Origin of the sequence: Streptomyces anulatus (genome assembly GCF_000721175.1) — a bacterium.
In the GTDB taxonomy this organism is placed as follows: domain Bacteria; phylum Actinomycetota; class Actinomycetes; order Streptomycetales; family Streptomycetaceae; genus Streptomyces; species Streptomyces anulatus_C.
Genome location: NZ_JOEZ01000007.1, coordinates 545,957 through 563,508 on the forward strand (window position 1 = coordinate 545,957; position 17,552 = coordinate 563,508).

The 17,552-nt window shown below is 70.7% G+C and carries 17 protein-coding genes and 1 riboswitch; of the genes, 13 read left to right on the plus strand and 4 right to left on the minus strand.

Features of this window, described 5'->3' with window-relative positions:
• Nucleotides 1-78: 78 nt before the first annotated feature.
• The 3 genes from glyA to gcvT form a co-directional block, all read right to left on the minus strand.
• Nucleotides 79-1,338, minus strand: a complete 1,260-nt coding sequence (glyA, locus tag IG90_RS0110910) for a serine hydroxymethyltransferase (RefSeq protein WP_030581207.1) — start codon at nt 1,336-1,338, stop codon at nt 79-81.
• Between the two features lie 18 nt (nt 1,339-1,356).
• On the minus strand, nt 1,357-1,734 hold the full coding sequence (gene gcvH / locus IG90_RS0110915) for a glycine cleavage system protein GcvH (protein WP_010060008.1): 378 nt from the start codon (nt 1,732-1,734) through the stop codon (nt 1,357-1,359).
• Between the two features lie 122 nt (nt 1,735-1,856).
• Entirely contained in the window at nt 1,857-2,972 is a 1,116-nt protein-coding gene (gcvT, locus tag IG90_RS0110920; protein WP_030581210.1) for a glycine cleavage system aminomethyltransferase GcvT, read from the minus strand.
• A gap of 174 nt (nt 2,973-3,146) precedes the next feature.
• A riboswitch (glycine riboswitch) is annotated at nt 3,147-3,244 on the minus strand.
• A 175-nt stretch (nt 3,245-3,419) separates the two neighbouring features.
• Between gcvT and IG90_RS0110925 the strand changes: the two genes are divergently transcribed.
• From IG90_RS0110925 to IG90_RS0110935, 3 genes are all read left to right on the plus strand, one after another.
• Nucleotides 3,420-4,112, plus strand: a complete 693-nt coding sequence (locus tag IG90_RS0110925; protein ID WP_030581213.1) for an AAA family ATPase — start codon at nt 3,420-3,422, stop codon at nt 4,110-4,112.
• Nucleotides 4,113-4,183: 71 nt separating this feature from the next.
• Nucleotides 4,184-4,954: an enhanced serine sensitivity protein SseB gene (locus IG90_RS0110930; protein ID WP_030581216.1), complete on the plus strand. Its 771-nt coding sequence runs from the start codon at nt 4,184-4,186 to the stop codon at nt 4,952-4,954.
• A 209-nt stretch (nt 4,955-5,163) separates the two neighbouring features.
• Complete coding sequence (locus IG90_RS0110935) at nt 5,164-5,910, plus strand: enhanced serine sensitivity protein SseB C-terminal domain-containing protein (RefSeq protein ID WP_051860067.1); 747 nt, start codon at nt 5,164-5,166, stop codon at nt 5,908-5,910.
• A gap of 42 nt (nt 5,911-5,952) precedes the next feature.
• Here IG90_RS0110935 and IG90_RS46665 read toward each other — a convergent pair whose 3' ends face one another.
• Complete coding sequence (locus tag IG90_RS46665) at nt 5,953-6,087, minus strand: hypothetical protein (RefSeq protein WP_267958690.1); 135 nt, start codon at nt 6,085-6,087, stop codon at nt 5,953-5,955.
• A 335-nt stretch (nt 6,088-6,422) separates the two neighbouring features.
• On the opposite strand from IG90_RS46665, the gene IG90_RS0110945 reads away from it, so the two are divergent.
• The 10 genes from IG90_RS0110945 to IG90_RS0110990 all read left to right on the plus strand — a co-directional run bounded on the left by IG90_RS0110945 (nt 6,423) and on the right by IG90_RS0110990 (nt 17,356).
• Nucleotides 6,423-8,093, plus strand: coding sequence for an ABC transporter substrate-binding protein (locus IG90_RS0110945; protein WP_030581222.1), 1,671 nt, complete (start codon nt 6,423-6,425; stop codon nt 8,091-8,093).
• Between the two features lie 85 nt (nt 8,094-8,178).
• Nucleotides 8,179-9,183: an ABC transporter permease gene (locus IG90_RS0110950; protein WP_030581225.1), complete on the plus strand. Its 1,005-nt coding sequence runs from the start codon at nt 8,179-8,181 to the stop codon at nt 9,181-9,183.
• Nucleotide 9,184: 1 nt separating this feature from the next.
• A complete protein-coding gene (locus tag IG90_RS0110955; protein ID WP_030581228.1) occupies nt 9,185-10,147 on the plus strand; it encodes an ABC transporter permease in 963 nt (320 codons plus the stop codon).
• Between the two features lie 6 nt (nt 10,148-10,153).
• The gene (locus tag IG90_RS0110960) at nt 10,154-11,146 is read left to right on the plus strand and encodes an ABC transporter ATP-binding protein (protein ID WP_030581231.1); all 993 of its coding nucleotides are present in this window, start codon (nt 10,154-10,156) and stop codon (nt 11,144-11,146) included.
• Nucleotides 11,143-12,321 (plus strand): ABC transporter ATP-binding protein, encoded by a 1,179-nt coding sequence (locus IG90_RS0110965; RefSeq protein WP_030581234.1) that lies wholly within the window; start codon nt 11,143-11,145, stop codon nt 12,319-12,321. Before IG90_RS0110960 ends, IG90_RS0110965 begins: the two co-directional genes overlap by 4 nt.
• Nucleotides 12,322-12,374: 53 nt before the next feature.
• The gene (locus IG90_RS0110970; protein WP_030581237.1) at nt 12,375-13,034 is read left to right on the plus strand and encodes a trimeric intracellular cation channel family protein; all 660 of its coding nucleotides are present in this window, start codon (nt 12,375-12,377) and stop codon (nt 13,032-13,034) included.
• Between the two features lie 84 nt (nt 13,035-13,118).
• Complete coding sequence (locus tag IG90_RS0110975) at nt 13,119-13,988, plus strand: thioesterase family protein (RefSeq protein ID WP_030581240.1); 870 nt, start codon at nt 13,119-13,121, stop codon at nt 13,986-13,988.
• Between the two features lie 138 nt (nt 13,989-14,126).
• Nucleotides 14,127-14,453, plus strand: a complete 327-nt coding sequence (locus tag IG90_RS44280; protein ID WP_030581243.1) for a hypothetical protein — start codon at nt 14,127-14,129, stop codon at nt 14,451-14,453.
• Nucleotides 14,454-14,620: 167 nt separating this feature from the next.
• A complete protein-coding gene (locus IG90_RS40690; protein WP_051860065.1) occupies nt 14,621-15,697 on the plus strand; it encodes an antibiotic biosynthesis monooxygenase in 1,077 nt (358 codons plus the stop codon).
• Between the two features lie 12 nt (nt 15,698-15,709).
• Nucleotides 15,710-17,356, plus strand: a complete 1,647-nt coding sequence (locus IG90_RS0110990) for an MFS transporter (RefSeq protein WP_030581250.1) — start codon at nt 15,710-15,712, stop codon at nt 17,354-17,356.
• The last annotated feature ends 196 nt before the right edge of the window (nt 17,357-17,552 follow it).

The following is a 17,552-nucleotide window of genomic DNA, read 5'->3' on the forward strand; positions in this document are numbered from 1 at the left end:
CACGGGTCGGGGCACCACGCTCACCCTGTTCAGTGTGCGCGGTGCCCCGCCCGAACGTGCAGAACCGCAGGCCAGGTGCTACTTCAGGCCGGGGTACAGCGGGAACTTCTCGGCCAGCGCCACCACGCGGGCCTTGAGCTCGTCCGCGTCGTAGGACGGCTTGAGGGCGGCGGCGATGATCTCCGCGACCTCGGTGAAGTCCTCGGTGCCGAAGCCGCGGGTGGCCAGCGCCGGGGTGCCGATCCGCAGGCCCGAGGTGACCATCGGGGGACGCGGGTCGTTCGGGATGGCGTTCCGGTTGACCGTGATGCCCAGCTCGTGGAGCCGGTCCTCGGCCTGCTGGCCGTCCAGCTCGGAGTTGCGCAGGTCCACCAGGACCAGGTGCACGTCGGTGCCGCCGGAGAGGACGGAGACGCCCGCCTCGGTGACGTCCGGCTGCACCAGGCGCTCGGCCAGGATCCGCGCGCCGTCCAGGGTGCGCTGCTGGCGCTCCTTGAACTCCTCGCCCGCCGCGATCTTGAACGAGACCGCCTTTGCCGCGATCACGTGCTCCAGCGGGCCACCCTGCTGACCGGGGAAGACCGCCGAGTTGATCTTCTTGGCGAGCTCCTGGGTGGAGAGGATCACGCCACCGCGCGGACCGCCGAGGGTCTTGTGCGTGGTGGTGGTGACGACATGGGCGTGCGGCACCGGGTTGGGGTGCAGACCGGCCGCGACCAGGCCCGCGAAGTGCGCCATGTCGACCATCAGGTACGCGCCGACCTCGTCCGCGATGCGGCGGAAGGCGGCGAAGTCCAGCTGGCGCGGGTAGGCGGACCAGCCGGCGACGATCAGCTTCGGCTGGGACTCCTTGGCGAGGCGCTCGACCTCCTCCATGTCCACGCGGCCGCTCTCGTCGACGTGGTACGGAACCACGTTGTAGAGCTTGCCGGAGAAGTTGATCTTCATGCCGTGGGTCAGGTGACCACCGTGGGCCAGGTTCAGGCCCATGATCGTGTCGCCCGGCTTCAGCAGCGCGAACATCGCGGCGGCGTTCGCCTGGGCGCCGGAGTGCGGCTGCACGTTCGCGGCCTCGGCGCCGAACAGGGCCTTGATCCGGTCGATCGCGATCTGCTCGACGACGTCGACGTGCTCACAGCCGCCGTAGTAACGGCGGCCCGGGTAGCCCTCGGCGTACTTGTTGGTGAGGACGGAGCCCTGCGCCTCCATGACGGCGACCGGAGCGAAGTTCTCCGAGGCGATCATTTCGAGGGTGGACTGCTGACGGTGGAGCTCGGCGTCGACGGCGGCGGCGACGTCCGGGTCCAGCTCGTGGAGGGAGGAGTTCAGAAGCGACATCAGGGGGTCCCTTAGGTCTCAGTTGCCGGAGAACGCGGTGTACTCGTCGGCGGAGAGCAGATCGGCCGGCTCCTCCGCGACGCGCACCTTGAACAGCCAGCCGCCCTCGAAGGGAGCGGAGTTCACCAGCGAGGGGTCGTCCACGACGTCCTGGTTGGCCGCCGTCACCTCACCGGTCACCGGCGAGTACAGATCGCTGACGGACTTGGTCGACTCCAGTTCGCCGCAGGTCTCGCCCGCGGTCACCGTGTCGCCGACCTCCGGGAGCTGGGCGTAGACGACGTCACCGAGCGCGTTGGCCGCGTACTCCGTGATGCCGATGGTGGCGACGCCGTCCTCGAGGGCCGACAGCCACTCGTGCTCCTTGCTGTACCGCAGCTGCTGGGGGTTGCTCATGACCTGAATTCTCCTGTACGCGGGGGAGTGCTGATGAACGGTGGTCTTACGGTGTGAGACGGAGGTACGTCACTTCCGTGACGCCTGCGTGCGGGTGAGGAAGCCCGGTTTCTTCCGGGATATCACTTCTGGCGCTTGTAGAACGGCAGCGCGACGACCTCGTACGGCTCGTGCGTGCCGCGGATGTCCACGCCCACGCCCCCGGTGCCCGGCGCGGCGAAGGCCGCGTCCACGTAGGCCATGGCGATCGGCTTGCCCAGGGTGGGGGAGGGTGCGCCGGAGGTGACCTCGCCGATCACCTTGCCGTCCGCGACGACCGGGAAACCGGCGCGCGGCACCCGGCGGCCCTCGGCGACCAGGCCGACCAGCTTGCGCGGGGGAGCGGTCTCGGCGCGCTCGGCGGCGGCCCGCAGCGCCTCGCGGCCGACGAAGTCGCCCTCCTTCTCGAACTTCACGACCCGGCCCAGGCCCGCGTCGAACGGAGTGAGCGCGGTCGTCAGCTCGTGCCCGTACAGCGGCATGCCCGCCTCCAGGCGCAGCGTGTCCCGGCAGGACAGCCCGCACGGGATCAGCCCGTGCGCGGAGCCGGCCTCGGTCAGTGCCCGCCACAGCTGCTCGGCGTGCTCCGGCGCGACGAAGAGCTCAAAGCCGTCCTCGCCGGTGTAGCCGGTACGGGCGATGAGCGCCGGGACCCCGGCGACCGTGCCCGGCAGGCCCGCGTAGTACTTCAGCCCGTCCAGGTCGGCGTCGGTGACGGCCTTCATGATGGCGGGCGACTCCGGGCCCTGGACCGCGAGCAGCGCGTACGCGTCCCGGTCGTCGCGCACCTCGGCGTCGAAGCCCCCGACGCGGGCGGTCAGTGCGTCCAGCACGATCTGGGCGTTGCCCGCGTTGGCGACGACCATGTACTCCGTCTCACCGAGCCGGTAGACGATCAGGTCGTCCACGATGCCGCCGTCCTCCTGGACGATCATCGTGTAGCGGGCGCGGCCGTTGCCGACGGTGGCGATGTTGCCCACCAGCGCGTAGCTCAGGAATGCGGCGGCCTCGGGCCCGGTGACGGTGATCTCGCCCATGTGCGACAGGTCGAAGAGCCCGGCGTGGGTGCGTACGGCGTTGTGCTCGTCGCGCTCACTGGCGTACCGCAGCGGCATGTCCCAGCCCGCGAAGTCGGTCATGGTGGCGCCGAGCGAGCGGTGCAGCGCGTCGAGGGCGGTGAGACGGGGGGCAGTGCTCATGGATACGGCTCCAGGGCATGACGACGTCAGGACGAATCCTCCCCATCTGTCATCGGAACCTGAGAGGTTCGCCGATAGCCCCCGACGGGGTATGCCCCTGGAGGACGCCCCTGTTCAGGGGGCTCGGCTTGCACCTTGGGTGGAGCCGCGGAGCGGCTCGCTTTTCAGATCTGCCTCATCCACGCGGTACGGGGCCTGAGAGATTCAAGGGAGGATCTTGCTCCTTCGGCGCCCGGCTCACACTGTGGCCGGAACTCTCCCGCGCGGATTCGAACGGCCGGTATGCAGTTGGCGGGGTCATCATCGCACGCATTGGAGGAGAGTGGGGGGTCAGGTCCCCACGCAGGTGAATAAGGGAACGACAGGCCCAGGGCCGGTTGTGCCGTATTGCCTTTTCTTTACACTCAGGGGCAGGTGTGGGTGACCCGACGGCAGGGGGGATGGGCAATGACGTTGCAGCGGTCGGAACCGACCGCGGGGGTCGCGCACGGCGCGATGCCCGCACAGCCCGGCGCACCCGTGCGGGAACTGCTCACGGAGGGCGCGCCGGTGGTACGCGACCTGCGCGGGCGCACCCGCTGCGGTCCGTACCGCCTCGATTTCACCGCCGGCGACGTCGTGGTGGTCTCCGGACTCCCCGGCAGCGGCAAGTCGACCCTCATCCGGCGGGCCGCGCGAGGCCGCGCCATCGACTCCCAGAACACCCGTGACAGCTGGGCCGCCGCCCTGCCCGGCTTACTCCCCTACGCCCTCTACCGCCCCCTGGTCCGCGCCGCGCACTACCTCGGCCTCTGGAACGCCCTGCGCTCCGGCGAATCCGTCGTCGTGCACGACTGCGGCACCCAGACCTGGGTACGCCGCTGGCTCGCCCGGCACGCCGTGAGCCGGGGCCGCACCCTCCATCTGATCCTGCTCGACGTGACGCCCGAAGTGGCCCGGCAGGGGCAGCGCGAGCGCGGACGCGGGGTCTCCGGCTACGCCTTCGCCCGCCACCGGCACGCCGTGGCCCGGCTGCTCCGCGACACCGAGCAGGGGCTGCTGCCCGCCGGCTGCGCCTCCGCGGTGCTGCTGGACCGGGAGGCCGCGGGGGCGCTCGGCCGGATCTCCTTCACGGACGCCGAGGCCTCCACCGCCCGTTGAGGGTTAGGGTGCTGGCCGGAGCACGACGGCCGCCGCGCGCGGCCGAGGCGGTCGAGAGAGGCACAGAGGCAGTGGACATTCCGGCACCCGCACCGGCGCACCCCCAGCAGGGCTGGCCCGCCAACGAGCTCGAAGAGGTGCTGACGGCCTCGCTCGGCGTCCCGGACGCGGGCGGCCGCCTCGTCGAGGTGCTCGGCCGCAGCTCCGTCTGGGTGCCGCTGCCCACCGGCGGCAGCCCCGCGAGCGCGGACCTCGACCTGCCGATGATGGAGATCGACGGGGCGGCCTTCGTCCCCGTCTTCAGCTCCGAGGCCCAGTTCCACAGCTGCGTCGGCGGCCACATGTCCTTCGCCGTCGCGCCCGCCCGCGACTTCGCCCGGGGCCTGCCCCCGCAGGTCGGCATCGCCGTGAACCCCGGCGGCGCGGTCGGCATACCGCTTCCGCCGCCCGCCGTCGCCGAGCTCTGCCGGGCCGGCCGCACCGCCCTGGACGGGCCCGCCACCGGCGGCCGGGTCCGGCTGTTCGAGCCGGACTGGCAGCACGACCCGGTCGACTTCCTCACCGCCGTGTCCGAGGAGTTCGAGGCCGGCGGCGTGGTGAGCACGGCCCGCCGGACCCTGGCCAGCATCGAGGGCGGCGACCCGGTCCTCTTCGTCGGCGTCGAGTTCGCCACCTGGGACGGCGCGGGCCAGAGCGCCCCCATGGACGCCATCGGCCGGGCACTGGGCCGGGTCCAGGTGCCCTGGCCGGTCAACCTGGTCCTGCTGGACGTGGCCCAGGACCTCGTCGGCGACTGGATGCGGGAGAAAGTACGCCCGTTCTACCGGCGCGAGGGGCACTGATCCACCGGTACGAGGCCCGCTGACGGCAACGGGACCGGCCGCCGCCGGACCGTGGCGTCAAGTCGGTGTCAGAAGTGGCGCATAAGCTGGTTTGATGGCGTGGTCACTCCCGTGTGCCCGGGAGCGGTGGCGTGAACGCGACGGATCGACGAGGGGCGGAACCCAGGGTGAGTGCGTCAGGCACTGCGGCGGCCGGGAAGGTCGAGCACATGCTGCGCCAGGTGACCCCCGGGCGTTACGACACCTACGAGGCGCTGCTCGCCGCGGTCGCCGAGGGCCGGATCTGGATGCTGCTCTGGCACGGCACGGCCGGCTCACCGGACGCCCAGTACGGCAACATGGAGATCGACGGCCTGGGCTACGCCCCCTGCGTCACCTCCGCCCAGGAGCTCTCCGCCAGCGGCTGGAACCGGGCCCACGAGCTGGTGACCGGACGCGATATCGCCCGCACCCTGTTCCCCGACCGCTGGGGCATCTGGCTCAACCCGCACGCCCCCGGCGGCGGCGTCGGCATCCCCTGGCTCGACCTGCGCCGGATCGCCACCGGCCTGGACCGGCTGCCCGCCGGACCGCTCCGGCTGACCGAACCCGCCATCGAGCTCCCGCAGTTCTACGCCCTGCTCACCCAGAACGCCCACCGCACCCCCGCGATCCGCTCCCTGCGCCGCGCCTGGGTGCACCCGGCGGTCGGCGTCCCGTATCTCGCGATCGGCCTCGACCTCTACGACACCGGACGCGCCTCCGTCGAATCGGTGCGCGAGATGATGCGGCAGTCGGTCGGGGCGGTCCCCGAAGGGCTCCCCGTCTCCACCGTCGCCATGTCCGACGAGTACGACCCGGTCGGCATGTGGCTGCGTGCGAACGCCCGCCCGTTCTACGACCGCGAGGCACACGCCCCTGCCGGTCCGCCGCCCGTCGCCGCGCCGGGATACGGCTACCCGCCCCAGCCCCGCTGAGCCCCGGAGGGCCGGCCGGCCGGGCGCTCCGGTCGGCCCCGCTCAGGACTCCTTGACGGCGCTCGGGCGGGTGACCTCCGCAGTGTGATCGGCGGTGCGCAGCGCGGACGTGCCGGAGGCGTACAGCGCGGTGCCGACCGCGGCCGGCGGGAGCGACAGGAGGAAGGCGGCGAGCATCGGCCCCAGTCGCGTCCCGCGGCGCAGCCCTTGCGCCGGGTCTCGGTGTGCGAGCCCCCGGCCATCGCAGCCGTCCGGTCCCTGGACCAGGGCTGAGCGGTCGGGCGTGCCCTCCGCCTCCGGCCGCCCGCCCGCCTCCGGTCACCCTCCGTCGAACACCCCTCGATGTCCGGCTTGTTAACTTCCCCCGTGAGGATGTCCCGGAACTGGACGGTTTGTTAACTGTCCGGGTCTCGACTAGGTCTCACCGCTATCCGGACTGTTCTCTTGCGGCAGGCACCGTCTGTAGTGTGCGGCCATCAAACCTCACCACATGGCGAACCAGGGGTGGACCCATGCGAATATTCAAGTCCCGGGCTGTCCGGGCGATCACGACAGCGGTCGCTGTCGGTCTGATCGCCACGGGCTGTTCCAGCGAGCGGGACGAAGGCGGCTCCAAGGGCGGCGACAAGGACACCTTCGTCTTCGCCGGAGCCGGTGACCCCGGTTCCCTCGACCCGGCCCTCGCGAGCGACGGCGAGACGTTCCGCGTCACCCGTCAGGCCTTCGAGGCGCTCCTGGAGCACGAGCCCGGTGGGAGCAAGCTCGTCGGCGGCCTCGCCGAGAACTGGGAGAGCGACCCGGCCGGCAAGGTCTGGACGTTCAACCTGCGCCAGGGCGTGAAGTTCCACGACGGCGAGGCGTTCAACGCCGCCGCGGTCTGTGCGAACTACGACCACTGGTTCAACTGGAAGGGCACCTACCAGTCCAGCGCGGTCTCCTACTACTGGCAGACCATCATGGGCGGGTTCGCGAAGAACGAGGACGCCGAGGCGCCCAAGCCCAACTACAAGTCCTGCACCGCCAAGGACGAGAACACGGCCGTCATCGAGGTGAACGAGCCCTCGGCGAACCTGCCGGGCGGGTTCTCCCTCCAGGCGCTGGCGATCCACTCGCCGAAGGCCATCAAGGAGTACGAGAAGCAGGACGCGACCGCCAAGGGCGACGCGATCACGTACCCCAAGTACAGCCAGGAGGCCGGCACGGTCGCCGGCACCGGCCCGTACAAGATCGTGAAGTGGAACAAGGGCAACAAGGAGGTCTCGCTGGAGGCCTTCGACGACTACTGGGGCGACAAGGCCAAGGTGAAGAACCTGGTCTTCCGCACCATCTCCACCGAGGAGACCCGCCGCCAGGCGCTCCAGGCGGGTGACATCGACGGCTACGACCTGGTCGCGCCGGCCGATGTGACGACGCTGGAGAAGGAGGGTTACGAGGTCCCGACCCGTGACGTCTTCAACATCTTCTACCTCGGTATGAGCCAGTCGGCGAACCCGGCGCTCAAGAAGCCCGAGGTCCGTCAGGCGATCACGCACGCCATCGACCGCGAGAACCTCGTCAACACCCAGCTGCCCGAGGGCGGCAAGGTCGCGACCCAGTTCATGCCCGACACGGTCGCCGGCTTCTCCGACAAGGTGAAGACGTACCCGTTCGACACCGACAAGGCGAAGGACCTCCTCAAGCAGGCCGGGGAGGAGAAGCTGACCATCGACTTCTGCTACCCGACCGAGGTCACCCGCCCGTACATGCCTGCCCCGCAGGACATGTTCGAGCTGATGAAGGCCGACCTGGAGAAGGCCGGAATCACCATCAAGCCGAAGGCCATGAAGTGGGCCCCGGACTACCTGGACGCCACCGAGGCGGGCTCCTGCGCCCTGCACATGCTCGGCTGGACCGGTGACTTCAACGACGGCTACAACTTCATCGGCACCTGGTTCGCCGGGCCCGACAAGCAGTGGGGCTTCAAGGACGAGAAGGTCTTCGACGCCGTGAACGCCGCTTCCAAGGTCACCGACCAGGCCGCCCGCACCGAGGCCTACAAGAAGGCCAACGAGGTGATCGCGGAGTACGTCCCGGGCGTGCCGATCTCGTCGTCGCCGCCGGCCATCGCGTTCGCCAAGAACGTCAACCCGCCGAAGGTCTCCCCGCTGACGCAGGAGAACTTCGCCGAGGTCTCCTTCAAGTAATCGCACACCAGCGGGTCCGCCCGGCCACAGCAACCAGGTGGCCGGGCGGACCCGCATCGACGCACGTGAGAAAGGGGCATGCGGGGTGCTGCGACTCGTCGTAAGAAGACTTCTCCAGCTCATTCCCACCCTGCTCGGCCTGTCGGTCCTGCTGTTCCTCTGGCTGAACCGACTGCCCGGCGGACCCGCCTCAGCGATCCTGGGCGAGCGGGCCACCGAAGCCGAAGTAGCGAGAATCAACCGGGCACTCGGGCTCGACGAGCCGGTCCACGTCCAGTACTGGCGGTTCCTCAAGCGCATCTTCGAGCTCGACCTCGGAACCTCCACCCAGACCGGCCAGCCGGTGTGGGACGAATTCACCCTGCGCTTCCCGGCCACCGTGGAGCTCAGCGTCGCCGCCATCCTGATCGCCGTGGTCGTGGGCATCCCGATGGGCTACCTGGCGGCCAAGCACCGTGGCGGATGGCTGGACGTCGCCTCCGTCTCCGGATCGCTCCTCGGCATCTGCATCCCGGTCTTCTTCCTGGCCATGCTGCTGCGCGGGATCTTCTCCGTGGAGCTGGGCTGGTTCCCGAGCCAGGGCCGGCTCGACACCGGCATCAACGCCACCGACGTCACCGGATTCGCCGTCCTGGACGGCCTGTTGACGGGTGAGTTCGACGCGAGCTGGGACGCGATCATGCATCTGGTCCTGCCCGCCGTCGCGCTGGCCTCGATCCCGCTCGCCGTCATCGTCCGGATGACCCGCGCCAGCGTCCTGGAGGTGCTCGGCGAGGACTACATCCGCACCGCCGAGTCCAAGGGCCTCGACAAGCGGACCGTCCGCGGCCGGCACGTGCTGCGCAACGCACTGCTGCCCGTGATCACCGCGGTCGGCCTGCTGACCGGCAGCCTGCTCTCCGGTGCCGTGCTCACCGAGTCCGTCTTCGACTTCGGCGGCATCGGCTCCTTCATCCGTACCGCGATCGACGGCCGTGACTACCCGGTCCTCGTCGGATTCATTCTCTTCATCGCGATGGTGTACGTGCTCATCAACCTGCTGGTCGACCTCGCGTACAGCATCATCGACCCGAGAGTGCGGGTGCACTGACGTGACGATCCTGACCAACAAAGCAGACAAGATCGACCGTCTCGCCGAGCTGACCCAGAGCTCCGAGACCGTCACCGGCACCAGCCTGTGGCGCGAGGCGTTCCGCCGGATGCGGTCCAGCAAGATGGCGATCATCGGCGCGGCGATCATCGCCACGTTCGTCCTCGTCGCGATCGTCGGCCCCTGGCTCGCACCGCACGGGCCCACCGCGCAGAACTGGCGCAGCGAGGTCTTCCCCAACCAGGGCAAGTTCATCGGCATGCGCGGTGAGAACTGGTTCGGCCTGGACCACCTGGGCCGCGACATGTTCTCCCGCTGGCTCGTCGGGGCCCGGCAGACGCTGCTCGTCGGTGTGGTCTCCATGCTCATCGGCCTGATCATCGGCGCCCTGGTCGGTGTGCTCTCCGGCGCCGCCGCCACTCTCGGCGGCAAGGTCGGCCAGCGCTTCGACACCGTGATCATGCGCTTCACCGACATCATGCTGTCGCTGCCCTCGCTGCTGCTCGCCGTCTCCATCGCCGCGGTCCTCGGCCAGTCGCTGACCACCGTGATGATCGCCGTGGGTGTCGTCCAGATCCCCATCTTCGCCCGCCTGCTGCGCGGTTCGATGCTGGTCCAGGGCGGCGCGGACTACGTGCTCGCCGCGAAGGCGGTCGGCATCCGGCGCAAGCGGATCGTGCTCACACAGATCCTGCCGAACTCGCTGAGCCCGGTGATCGTCCAGGCCACGCTGAGCCTGGCCACCGCGATCATCGAGGCCGCGGCCCTGTCCTACCTGGGCCTAGGCAACCCCGACCCGGCCGTTCCCGAGTGGGGCGTGATGCTCTCCCAGGCACAGCGCTTCTTCGACAACGAGCCGATGATGGCCGCCTACCCGGCCGTCGGGATCATCATCACCGCCCTCGGCTTCACCCTGCTCGGCGAGGCCATGCGCGAAGCCCTCGACCCGAAGTTGCGAGGCTGAAGTCCCATGTCACTGCTCTCCGTTGAGGAACTCAGCGTCACCTTCACCGCTCGCGGCCGCAAGGACGCGACGGCCGTGGACGGCGTCTCCTTCGAGGTCGACCAGGGCCAGGTCGTGGGCCTGGTCGGCGAGTCGGGCTGCGGCAAGTCCGTCACCTCGCTCGCCCTGATGGGGCTGCTGCCCCGGAAGGCCGCGAGGATCGGCGGCCGTGCCGAGTTCGACGGCCAGAACCTGCTGACCATGAACGAGCGCAAGCTCCGCGATCTGCGCGGCAGCCAGCTCGCGATGATCTTCCAGGACCCGCTCTCCTCGCTGAACCCGGTCGTCCCCATCGGGATCCAGGTCACCGAGATCCTCCAGCGCCACCGCGGGCTGAAGGGCGAGAAGGCCCGCAAGGAAGCCGCGTCGCTGCTCGACCGGGTCGGCATCCCCGACCCGGACCGGCGGCTCAAGGAGTACCCGCACCAGCTCTCCGGCGGTATGCGCCAGCGGGCGCTGATCGCCATGGCGGTCGCCTGCGCCCCCCGGCTGCTGATCGCCGACGAGCCGACGACCGCGCTGGACGTGACCATCCAGGCGCAGATCCTGGAGCTCCTGAAGGAGCTGGTCGACCAGGAGGGCACCGCCCTGCTGATGATCACGCACGACCTCGGTGTCGTCGCCGGCCTCTGCGACGAGGTCAACGTCCTCTATGCCGGACGGGCGGTGGAATCGGCGGGCCGCCGCGAGCTGTTCGCCCACCCCACCCACCCGTACGCGCACGGGCTGCTCGGCTCCATCCCGCGCCTCGACGCGCCGCGCGGCGAACCGCTGCACCCGATCCGCGGGTCCATCAACGACAAGATCGCCTGGGCCGACGGCTGCGCGTTCGCGCCCCGGTGCGACCACTACACGATGGAGTGCCTCACCGGCACCCCCGAACTGACCGAACCACGCACGGCCGGACACCAGGTGCGCTGCGTCAACCCGGTCCTGCCCAAGGCGGAGGTCCCGGCATGAGCCTTCTCGAACTGGACGGCGTCAAAGTCCACTTCCCGGTCAAGAAGGGCCTCTTCTTCGACCGTACGGTGGGCCACGTCTACGCGGTCGACGGCGTCTCGCTGAGCGTCGAGTCCGGCCAGACGTACGGGCTGGTGGGTGAGTCGGGCTGCGGCAAGACGACGCTCGGCCGCGCGGTCCTGCGGCTGAACGACATCACCGAGGGCGGGGTCGTCTTCGACGGCACCGACCTGGCGAAGCTGCCCTCCGAGGAGATGCGGGCCTTCCGCCGCCGCCTCCAGATGGTCTTCCAGGACCCGCTGGGCAGCCTCAACCCCCGGCAGAACATCGAGTCCATCCTCGCCGAGGGCATGGCCGCCCACGGCATCGGGAAGGATGCGGCGGAGCGCCGGAAGAAGATCGAGGACATCCTCGCCAAGGTCGGCCTGCCGTCCAACGCGATGTCCCGCTACCCGCACGAGTTCTCCGGCGGCCAGCGCCAGCGCATCGGCATCGCCCGCGCGCTGGTGCTGGAGCCGGACGTGATCATCTGCGACGAGCCGGTGTCCGCGCTGGACGTCTCGGTCCAGGCGCAGGTGATCAACCTGCTGGAGGAGCTCCAGGAGTCGCTGGGCCTGACCTACCTGGTCATCGCGCACGACCTCGCGGTCGTCCGGCACATCTCGGACGTCATCGGGGTGATGTACCTCGGCGGGCTCGTCGAGGAGGCCCCGAGCGACGCGCTGTACGCGGGGCCCCGGCACCCGTACACCAAGGCGCTGATGTCGGCGGTCCCGGTGCCCGACCCGGAGGTCGAGGACCGCCGCGAGCGCATCCTGCTCCACGGCGACCTGCCCTCCCCGGCGAACCCGCCGACCGGCTGCCGGTTCCACACCCGCTGCCCGTGGGTGCAGGAGACCAAGTGCGCCACGGAGCGCCCGCCGCTCCTGGACACCGGCGACGGGCACAAGGTGGCCTGCCACTTCACGGCCGAGATCGAGGCCGGGACGGTGAAGCAGACCCTGGCCACGGGCATCGAGGCGGTCATCGGCACGGAAACGGTGGCGGCCGAGGCGGTGGAGACCGCGGAGGGCGAGGCCGAGTCCCCCGCGAAGGTGCCGGGCCAGGGCGACGCGCCCGTCGCCGTACCGGCCAAGGACGGAGCCCAGGACCAGGGAGTGCCCGGCGGATCCTGACCGGGTCCGGCCCCGATCCGCCGGACACGCCCCGGGACCGGCACAATTGCCCGGTGCTCACCGAACTGTTCACGCCCTCCGTCCAGCACGCGCTCGACATCGTCGGGATCTTCGTCTTCGCGATCTCGGGCGCCCTGCTCGCCGTCCGCAAGAACTTCGACGTCTTCGGCATCGCGGTCCTCGCGGAGGTGACAGCGCTGGGCGGAGGGCTGTTCCGCGACGTGATGATCGGCGCGATCCCGCCCGCCGCCTTCACCGACCTCGGCTACTTCATCACCCCGCTGTTCGCCGCCGTGCTGGTCTTCTTCCTCCACCCGCACGTGGAGCGCATCCAGGTCGGCGTCAACGTCTTCGACGCGGCGGGGCTCGGCCTGTTCTGCGTGACCGGCACGGTCAAGGCGTACGAGTACGGCCTCGGGCTCACCGCGTCGGCGGCGCTCGGTCTGGCCACCGCGGTCGGCGGGGGTGTGCTGCGCGACGTGCTGGCCAACGAGGTGCCCTCACTGCTGCGCTGGGACCGCGACCTGTACGCGGTGCCCGCGATCGTCGGCGCGGTCATGGTGGTCCTGTGCATCCGCTTCGACACCCTCAACGCCCTGACCAGCGGCCTGGCGGTGATCGCCGCGTTCGCCCTGCGCCTGCTGGCGCTGCGCTACCACTGGCGGGCGCCGCGCGCGTACAACCGTTCCTCCGCACAGGCCGAAGAGGCCTAGAAGGTGTCCGGCGGCCACATGGCCGAGTAATGCGGGATCCCAAAAGCTACCGCTCAGTAGGGTGATCGATGTACCGTGCATGCCATGGCACAGGCAGCGACTGAGGCGGCGCAGACCGCAGGGGCGACCATCGGCGACAGCGAGTTCGACCGGGACACCGCGGTCACTCTGCGCGAGGAGGGCGTCTACGATGCCGAGCTCTCCGCGGGCTGGACCATCATCCAGGCCGTCAACGGCGGCTATCTGCTGGCCCTGCTCGGCCGGGCGCTCGGCGAGGCCCTGCCGCACCCCGACCCGTTCTCCGTCTCGGCGCACTACCTCACCGCCTCCGTGCCGGGCCCCGCCGTCGTCCGCACCCAGACCGTCCGCACCGGCCGCACCCTCTCCACCGGCCAGGCCTCCCTCTTCCAGTACGCCGAGGACGGCAGCGAGATCGAGCGCATCCGGGTCCTGGCCACCTACGGCGACCTGGACACGCTCCCCGACGACGTCCGCACGAGCGCCCTCCCGCCCGCCATGCCCGACCGGGAACACTGCCTCGGCCCGAGCGACGGCGCGCCCAGGATTCCCGGCAGCTCCGCCATCACCGACCGCCTCGACATCAAGCTCGACCCGGCGACCGTCGGCTGGGCCGTCGGAGCCCCGTCCGGCAAGGGCGAGATGCGCGGCTGGTTCGGCCTGGCCGACGGCCGCGACCCGGACCCGCTGTCGCTGCTGCTCACCGTGGACGCCCTCCCGCCGACCTCGTTCGAGCTGGGCCTGACCGGCTGGACCCCCACCGTCGAACTGACCACCCACATCCGCTGCCGTCCCGCCCCGGGCCCGCTGCGCGTCGCCATCACCACCCGCAACCTCGCCGGCGGCTTCCTGGAGGAGGACGCGGAGGTCTGGGACAGCGCCGACCGCCTCGTCGCCCAGTCCCGCCAACTGGCCAAAGCCCCGCGCACAGCCTAGGGCGTGTTTCGAAGGTAGCGCCGTCCGCCCGGAGGGCGGGCTCGGCGGCGTCTGGTGCGTGCGATCGCAAGGCGGAGGGTCGCCCCGATACCGGATGTGTCGGGGTGATCCCGACTGCGCGACGCGCACGACGACCACATGCACGGTGCCGGCGGTCCCGGGTGCCGTCGCGCCCAGCCGCTCCCGCGCGGCGGCGACGGAGTCCTCGGCCCGCTGCCACACCCGGGCGTCCCGCACCGGCTCCAGGGCCTCCGGGCAGCGCGGGTCGTCCCGGTCGAGCAGGAACCCGTTGCCCGCGCGGTGCCTCTCGACGAGGTCTCCGACTCCCACCCGGGACATCACCTCCAGCGGCGGGGCGAGTATCTCGCGGAGGGCGTCGGATCGCTGGGCGATCGGTCGGTGCGGCAGGTCGGGCGGGGCGGAGGCGGTGTCATGGGCGACGATCCTCGCGCCCCGGGACAGTAGGGCCTCCGGTTACGGGAGGGTCAAGCGGGAGCAGCCGACAAAGAGCCGCAAAAGCACTGTGCCGGCGGCTGGTTCGCGCCGTGTCGCGCATCGCATTTGACGGGAGAGTGAGTGTTCACTCACCCTGGGGTGAGTGAACACTCACCCCAGGCCGGGAAAGGTGCACCATGACCCAACACGCCACGCAGGCAGAACAGGGTGAGGGCTCGGCCCTGACGATTCCTCCGTCCCTGGTGGGCGTCTGGAGGGCCCGCGCCGTCGAGGAGGCCACGGGCGACGCGGAGCCTGTGGACGTGGAGATCGAGTTCGGCGCGGACCGGATCGTACGGCTGGCCGGACCTCGCGACGAGCACGGCGAGCCGTTCTTCACCGGGCGCGGTGAGTGGAGTCAGGAACCCTCCACCGAAGGCCTGTTCCGCTTCGCCCTGCGGCACCCGCTGCCGGGCCCCGTGCCGGGCGAGGCACGGGCCGAGCTCGACGGCGCGTTCCTGCACGGCCGAGGGTTCCTGGCGAAGGGGCACACCTACTGCCACTACGAGGACGGTACGGTGACGGGGCCCAGCGTCATCACCGTCGAAGGGGCGGACGTTTCCACCCCCGTCGTCGTACTGCACCGCTGGACGACATCCCCGGAGCGGCAGAGCGCCGTGGCCGACACCCTCCTCGACGCCTGGCGGCGTACCTCCGCGCCGGTTTCCCCGCGCGCGCTCACCGTCTTCGTCAGCACCAACGGAGACACCGTCTTCGGCTGCGAACAGTGGTCTTCCCATGCCGAGTTGAGGGAGTTCGAGCGGATCGGCCGCCAGGCGGTGGAGGGCGCCGGAACGGTCGAGGGCGTCGAGCGGTCCCCGGCGCTCGTGACCGTCCCCTACCGCAGCAGGACGGTGGACGCCGGCCCGGCGGGTTCCCCCGTCACGCCCGGCTGCGTGGTGATCACCACCTTCGGCTTCGGGAGCGCGGAGCACGCGCGGGCCTGGGCCGACGCGATCACGGTCGCCGAGACGACCCAGCCCGAGCCCACCCCCGGCCTGCTCGCGCGGCACTTCCTGATCAGCGGTGCCGCGGCGGACGGCGGGGTGCAGGTGCTGAACTACTCGGAGTGGAGCGGCGAGGACGCCCACCGGGCCTTCCTGGAGAACCCGGTCGTCACGCCCGAGTGGCAGCGCGTCGAGGAGTTCACCTCCGGCATCACCCACGGACCCGGCCGTCGCTGCGTCCCCCGCGGCACGCTCCCCACGGACTGAGGAAATCTCGCCATGACGACCGAAAGTGGCACCGGCAAGGACTCGAACGGCGCCCTCGGCACCACAGGCCCCGAAGCGGTCACCGCGGAAGCGGTGGCCGGCGAGGGCGCACCCCCGAAGGCGGGGCGGCGCGAATGGATCGGCCTCGCGGTCCTCGCCCTGCCCACCCTTCTGCTCTCCATGGACCTGAGCGTCCTCTACCTCGCCGTCCCCCACCTGAGCGCGGACCTGGCGCCCAGTGGGGCCCAGCTCCTGTGGATCATGGACATCTACGGGTTCCTGATGGCCGGCTTCCTGGTCATGATGGGCACCCTCGGCGACCGTATCGGACGCAGGCGGCTCCTGCTGGCGGGCGCCTGCGCCTTCGGCGCGGCCTCGGCGCTCGCCGCGTTCTCCAACAGCCCCGAGATGCTCATCGCGACCCGTGCCCTGCTGGGCATCGCCGGGGCGACCCTGGCGCCGAGCACCCTCGCCCTGCTGCGGACCATGTTCCACGACCCGAAGCAGCGCACGGCGGCGATCGGCGTGTGGACCGTCTGCTTCTCCGCGGGCAGTGTGCTCGGCCCGCTCGCCGGAGGCGCGCTCCTCGCCCACTTCTGGTGGGGCTCGGTCTTCCTGCTCGGCATCCCGGTCATGCTGCTCCTCCTCGTCGCGGGCCCGATGCTGCTGCCCGAACACCGCAACCCGGGCGCGGGGCGCATCGACTTCGTCAGCGCCGCGATGTCGGTCGTCGCGGTCCTCGCGGTGATCTACGGGATGAAGGACATCGCCACCCACGGCCTGGGAGCGCCCAACACCCTGTCGATCGTCGGCGGACTCGCGGTCGGCGCCGCCTTCGTGGTGCGCCAGCGCAGGCTGGACGACCCGCTGCTGGACCTCGGCCTCTTCTCCACACCGCGCTTCGGCCCGGCGCTCGGCATCATGGGCCTGGCCGTGCTGGTGATGTCGGGCACGCTGTTCTTCGTCGCCCAGTATCTCCAACTGGTACGCGGGCTGAGCCCGTTGCAGGCAGGGCTGTGGATGGTGCCGATGGCGCTCGGCGTGGTCGCCGGAGCCATCACCACCGGCAACGTCATCAAGAAGGTCCGGCCGCCGGTCATCATGGGATCCGGCCTGCTGGTGTCCTGTGGGGCGTTCGTCCTGCTCTCCCAGATGGGTGTCGACTCGCCGATCGCGCTGTTCGTCGGCGGCGTCTTCTGCATGTCCTTCGGGGTGTCCCCGGTGATGATCCTCGGCCTCGAACTGGCCGTCGGATCCGCACCGCCGGAGCGGGCCGGCGCCGCCTCCAGCGTCGCCGAGACGATCCAGGAGTTCGCGCTGGGGCTGGGCGTCGCCGTCATCGGCAGCATCGGCACCGCCGTCTACCGGAGCGAACTGAAGGGCGAACTCCCCGCGGACCTGCCCGCCGACGCGGCACGCGCCGCCGAGGACACTCTGGGCGGCGCCGTCCACAGCGCGGCCGACCTCGCGGGCGGCACCGGCGACACCCTGCTCTCCCTGGCCCGCTCCGCCTTCACCGAAGGGCTCCAGACCGCCGCGGCGCTGTGCGCGGTCCTGGTGGTGCTCGGTTCCCTCGTCGCCTTCACGGCGCTGCGGGGCATGGGCGGGCCGGGTGGTCACCAGGACGGTGCGGAGGGGGGCGGAGGCCGCCCCTCGTAGGCCCGAAGACGCTCGTACGATCGAGATGGCCGTACGCCGATGGCCGCGCCCCCTCCGGCAGGAGGGGGCGCGGCCATCGACGTGGTCGGCTGTGGAGCCTAGGTGTATTGCCCTGTGAGGTTGGGGACGCGGCTGGCGGGTGGTTGGCCCTTGAGCGCGGTGTGTCCGCGGTGGTGATTGTAGGTGTGGAGCCATC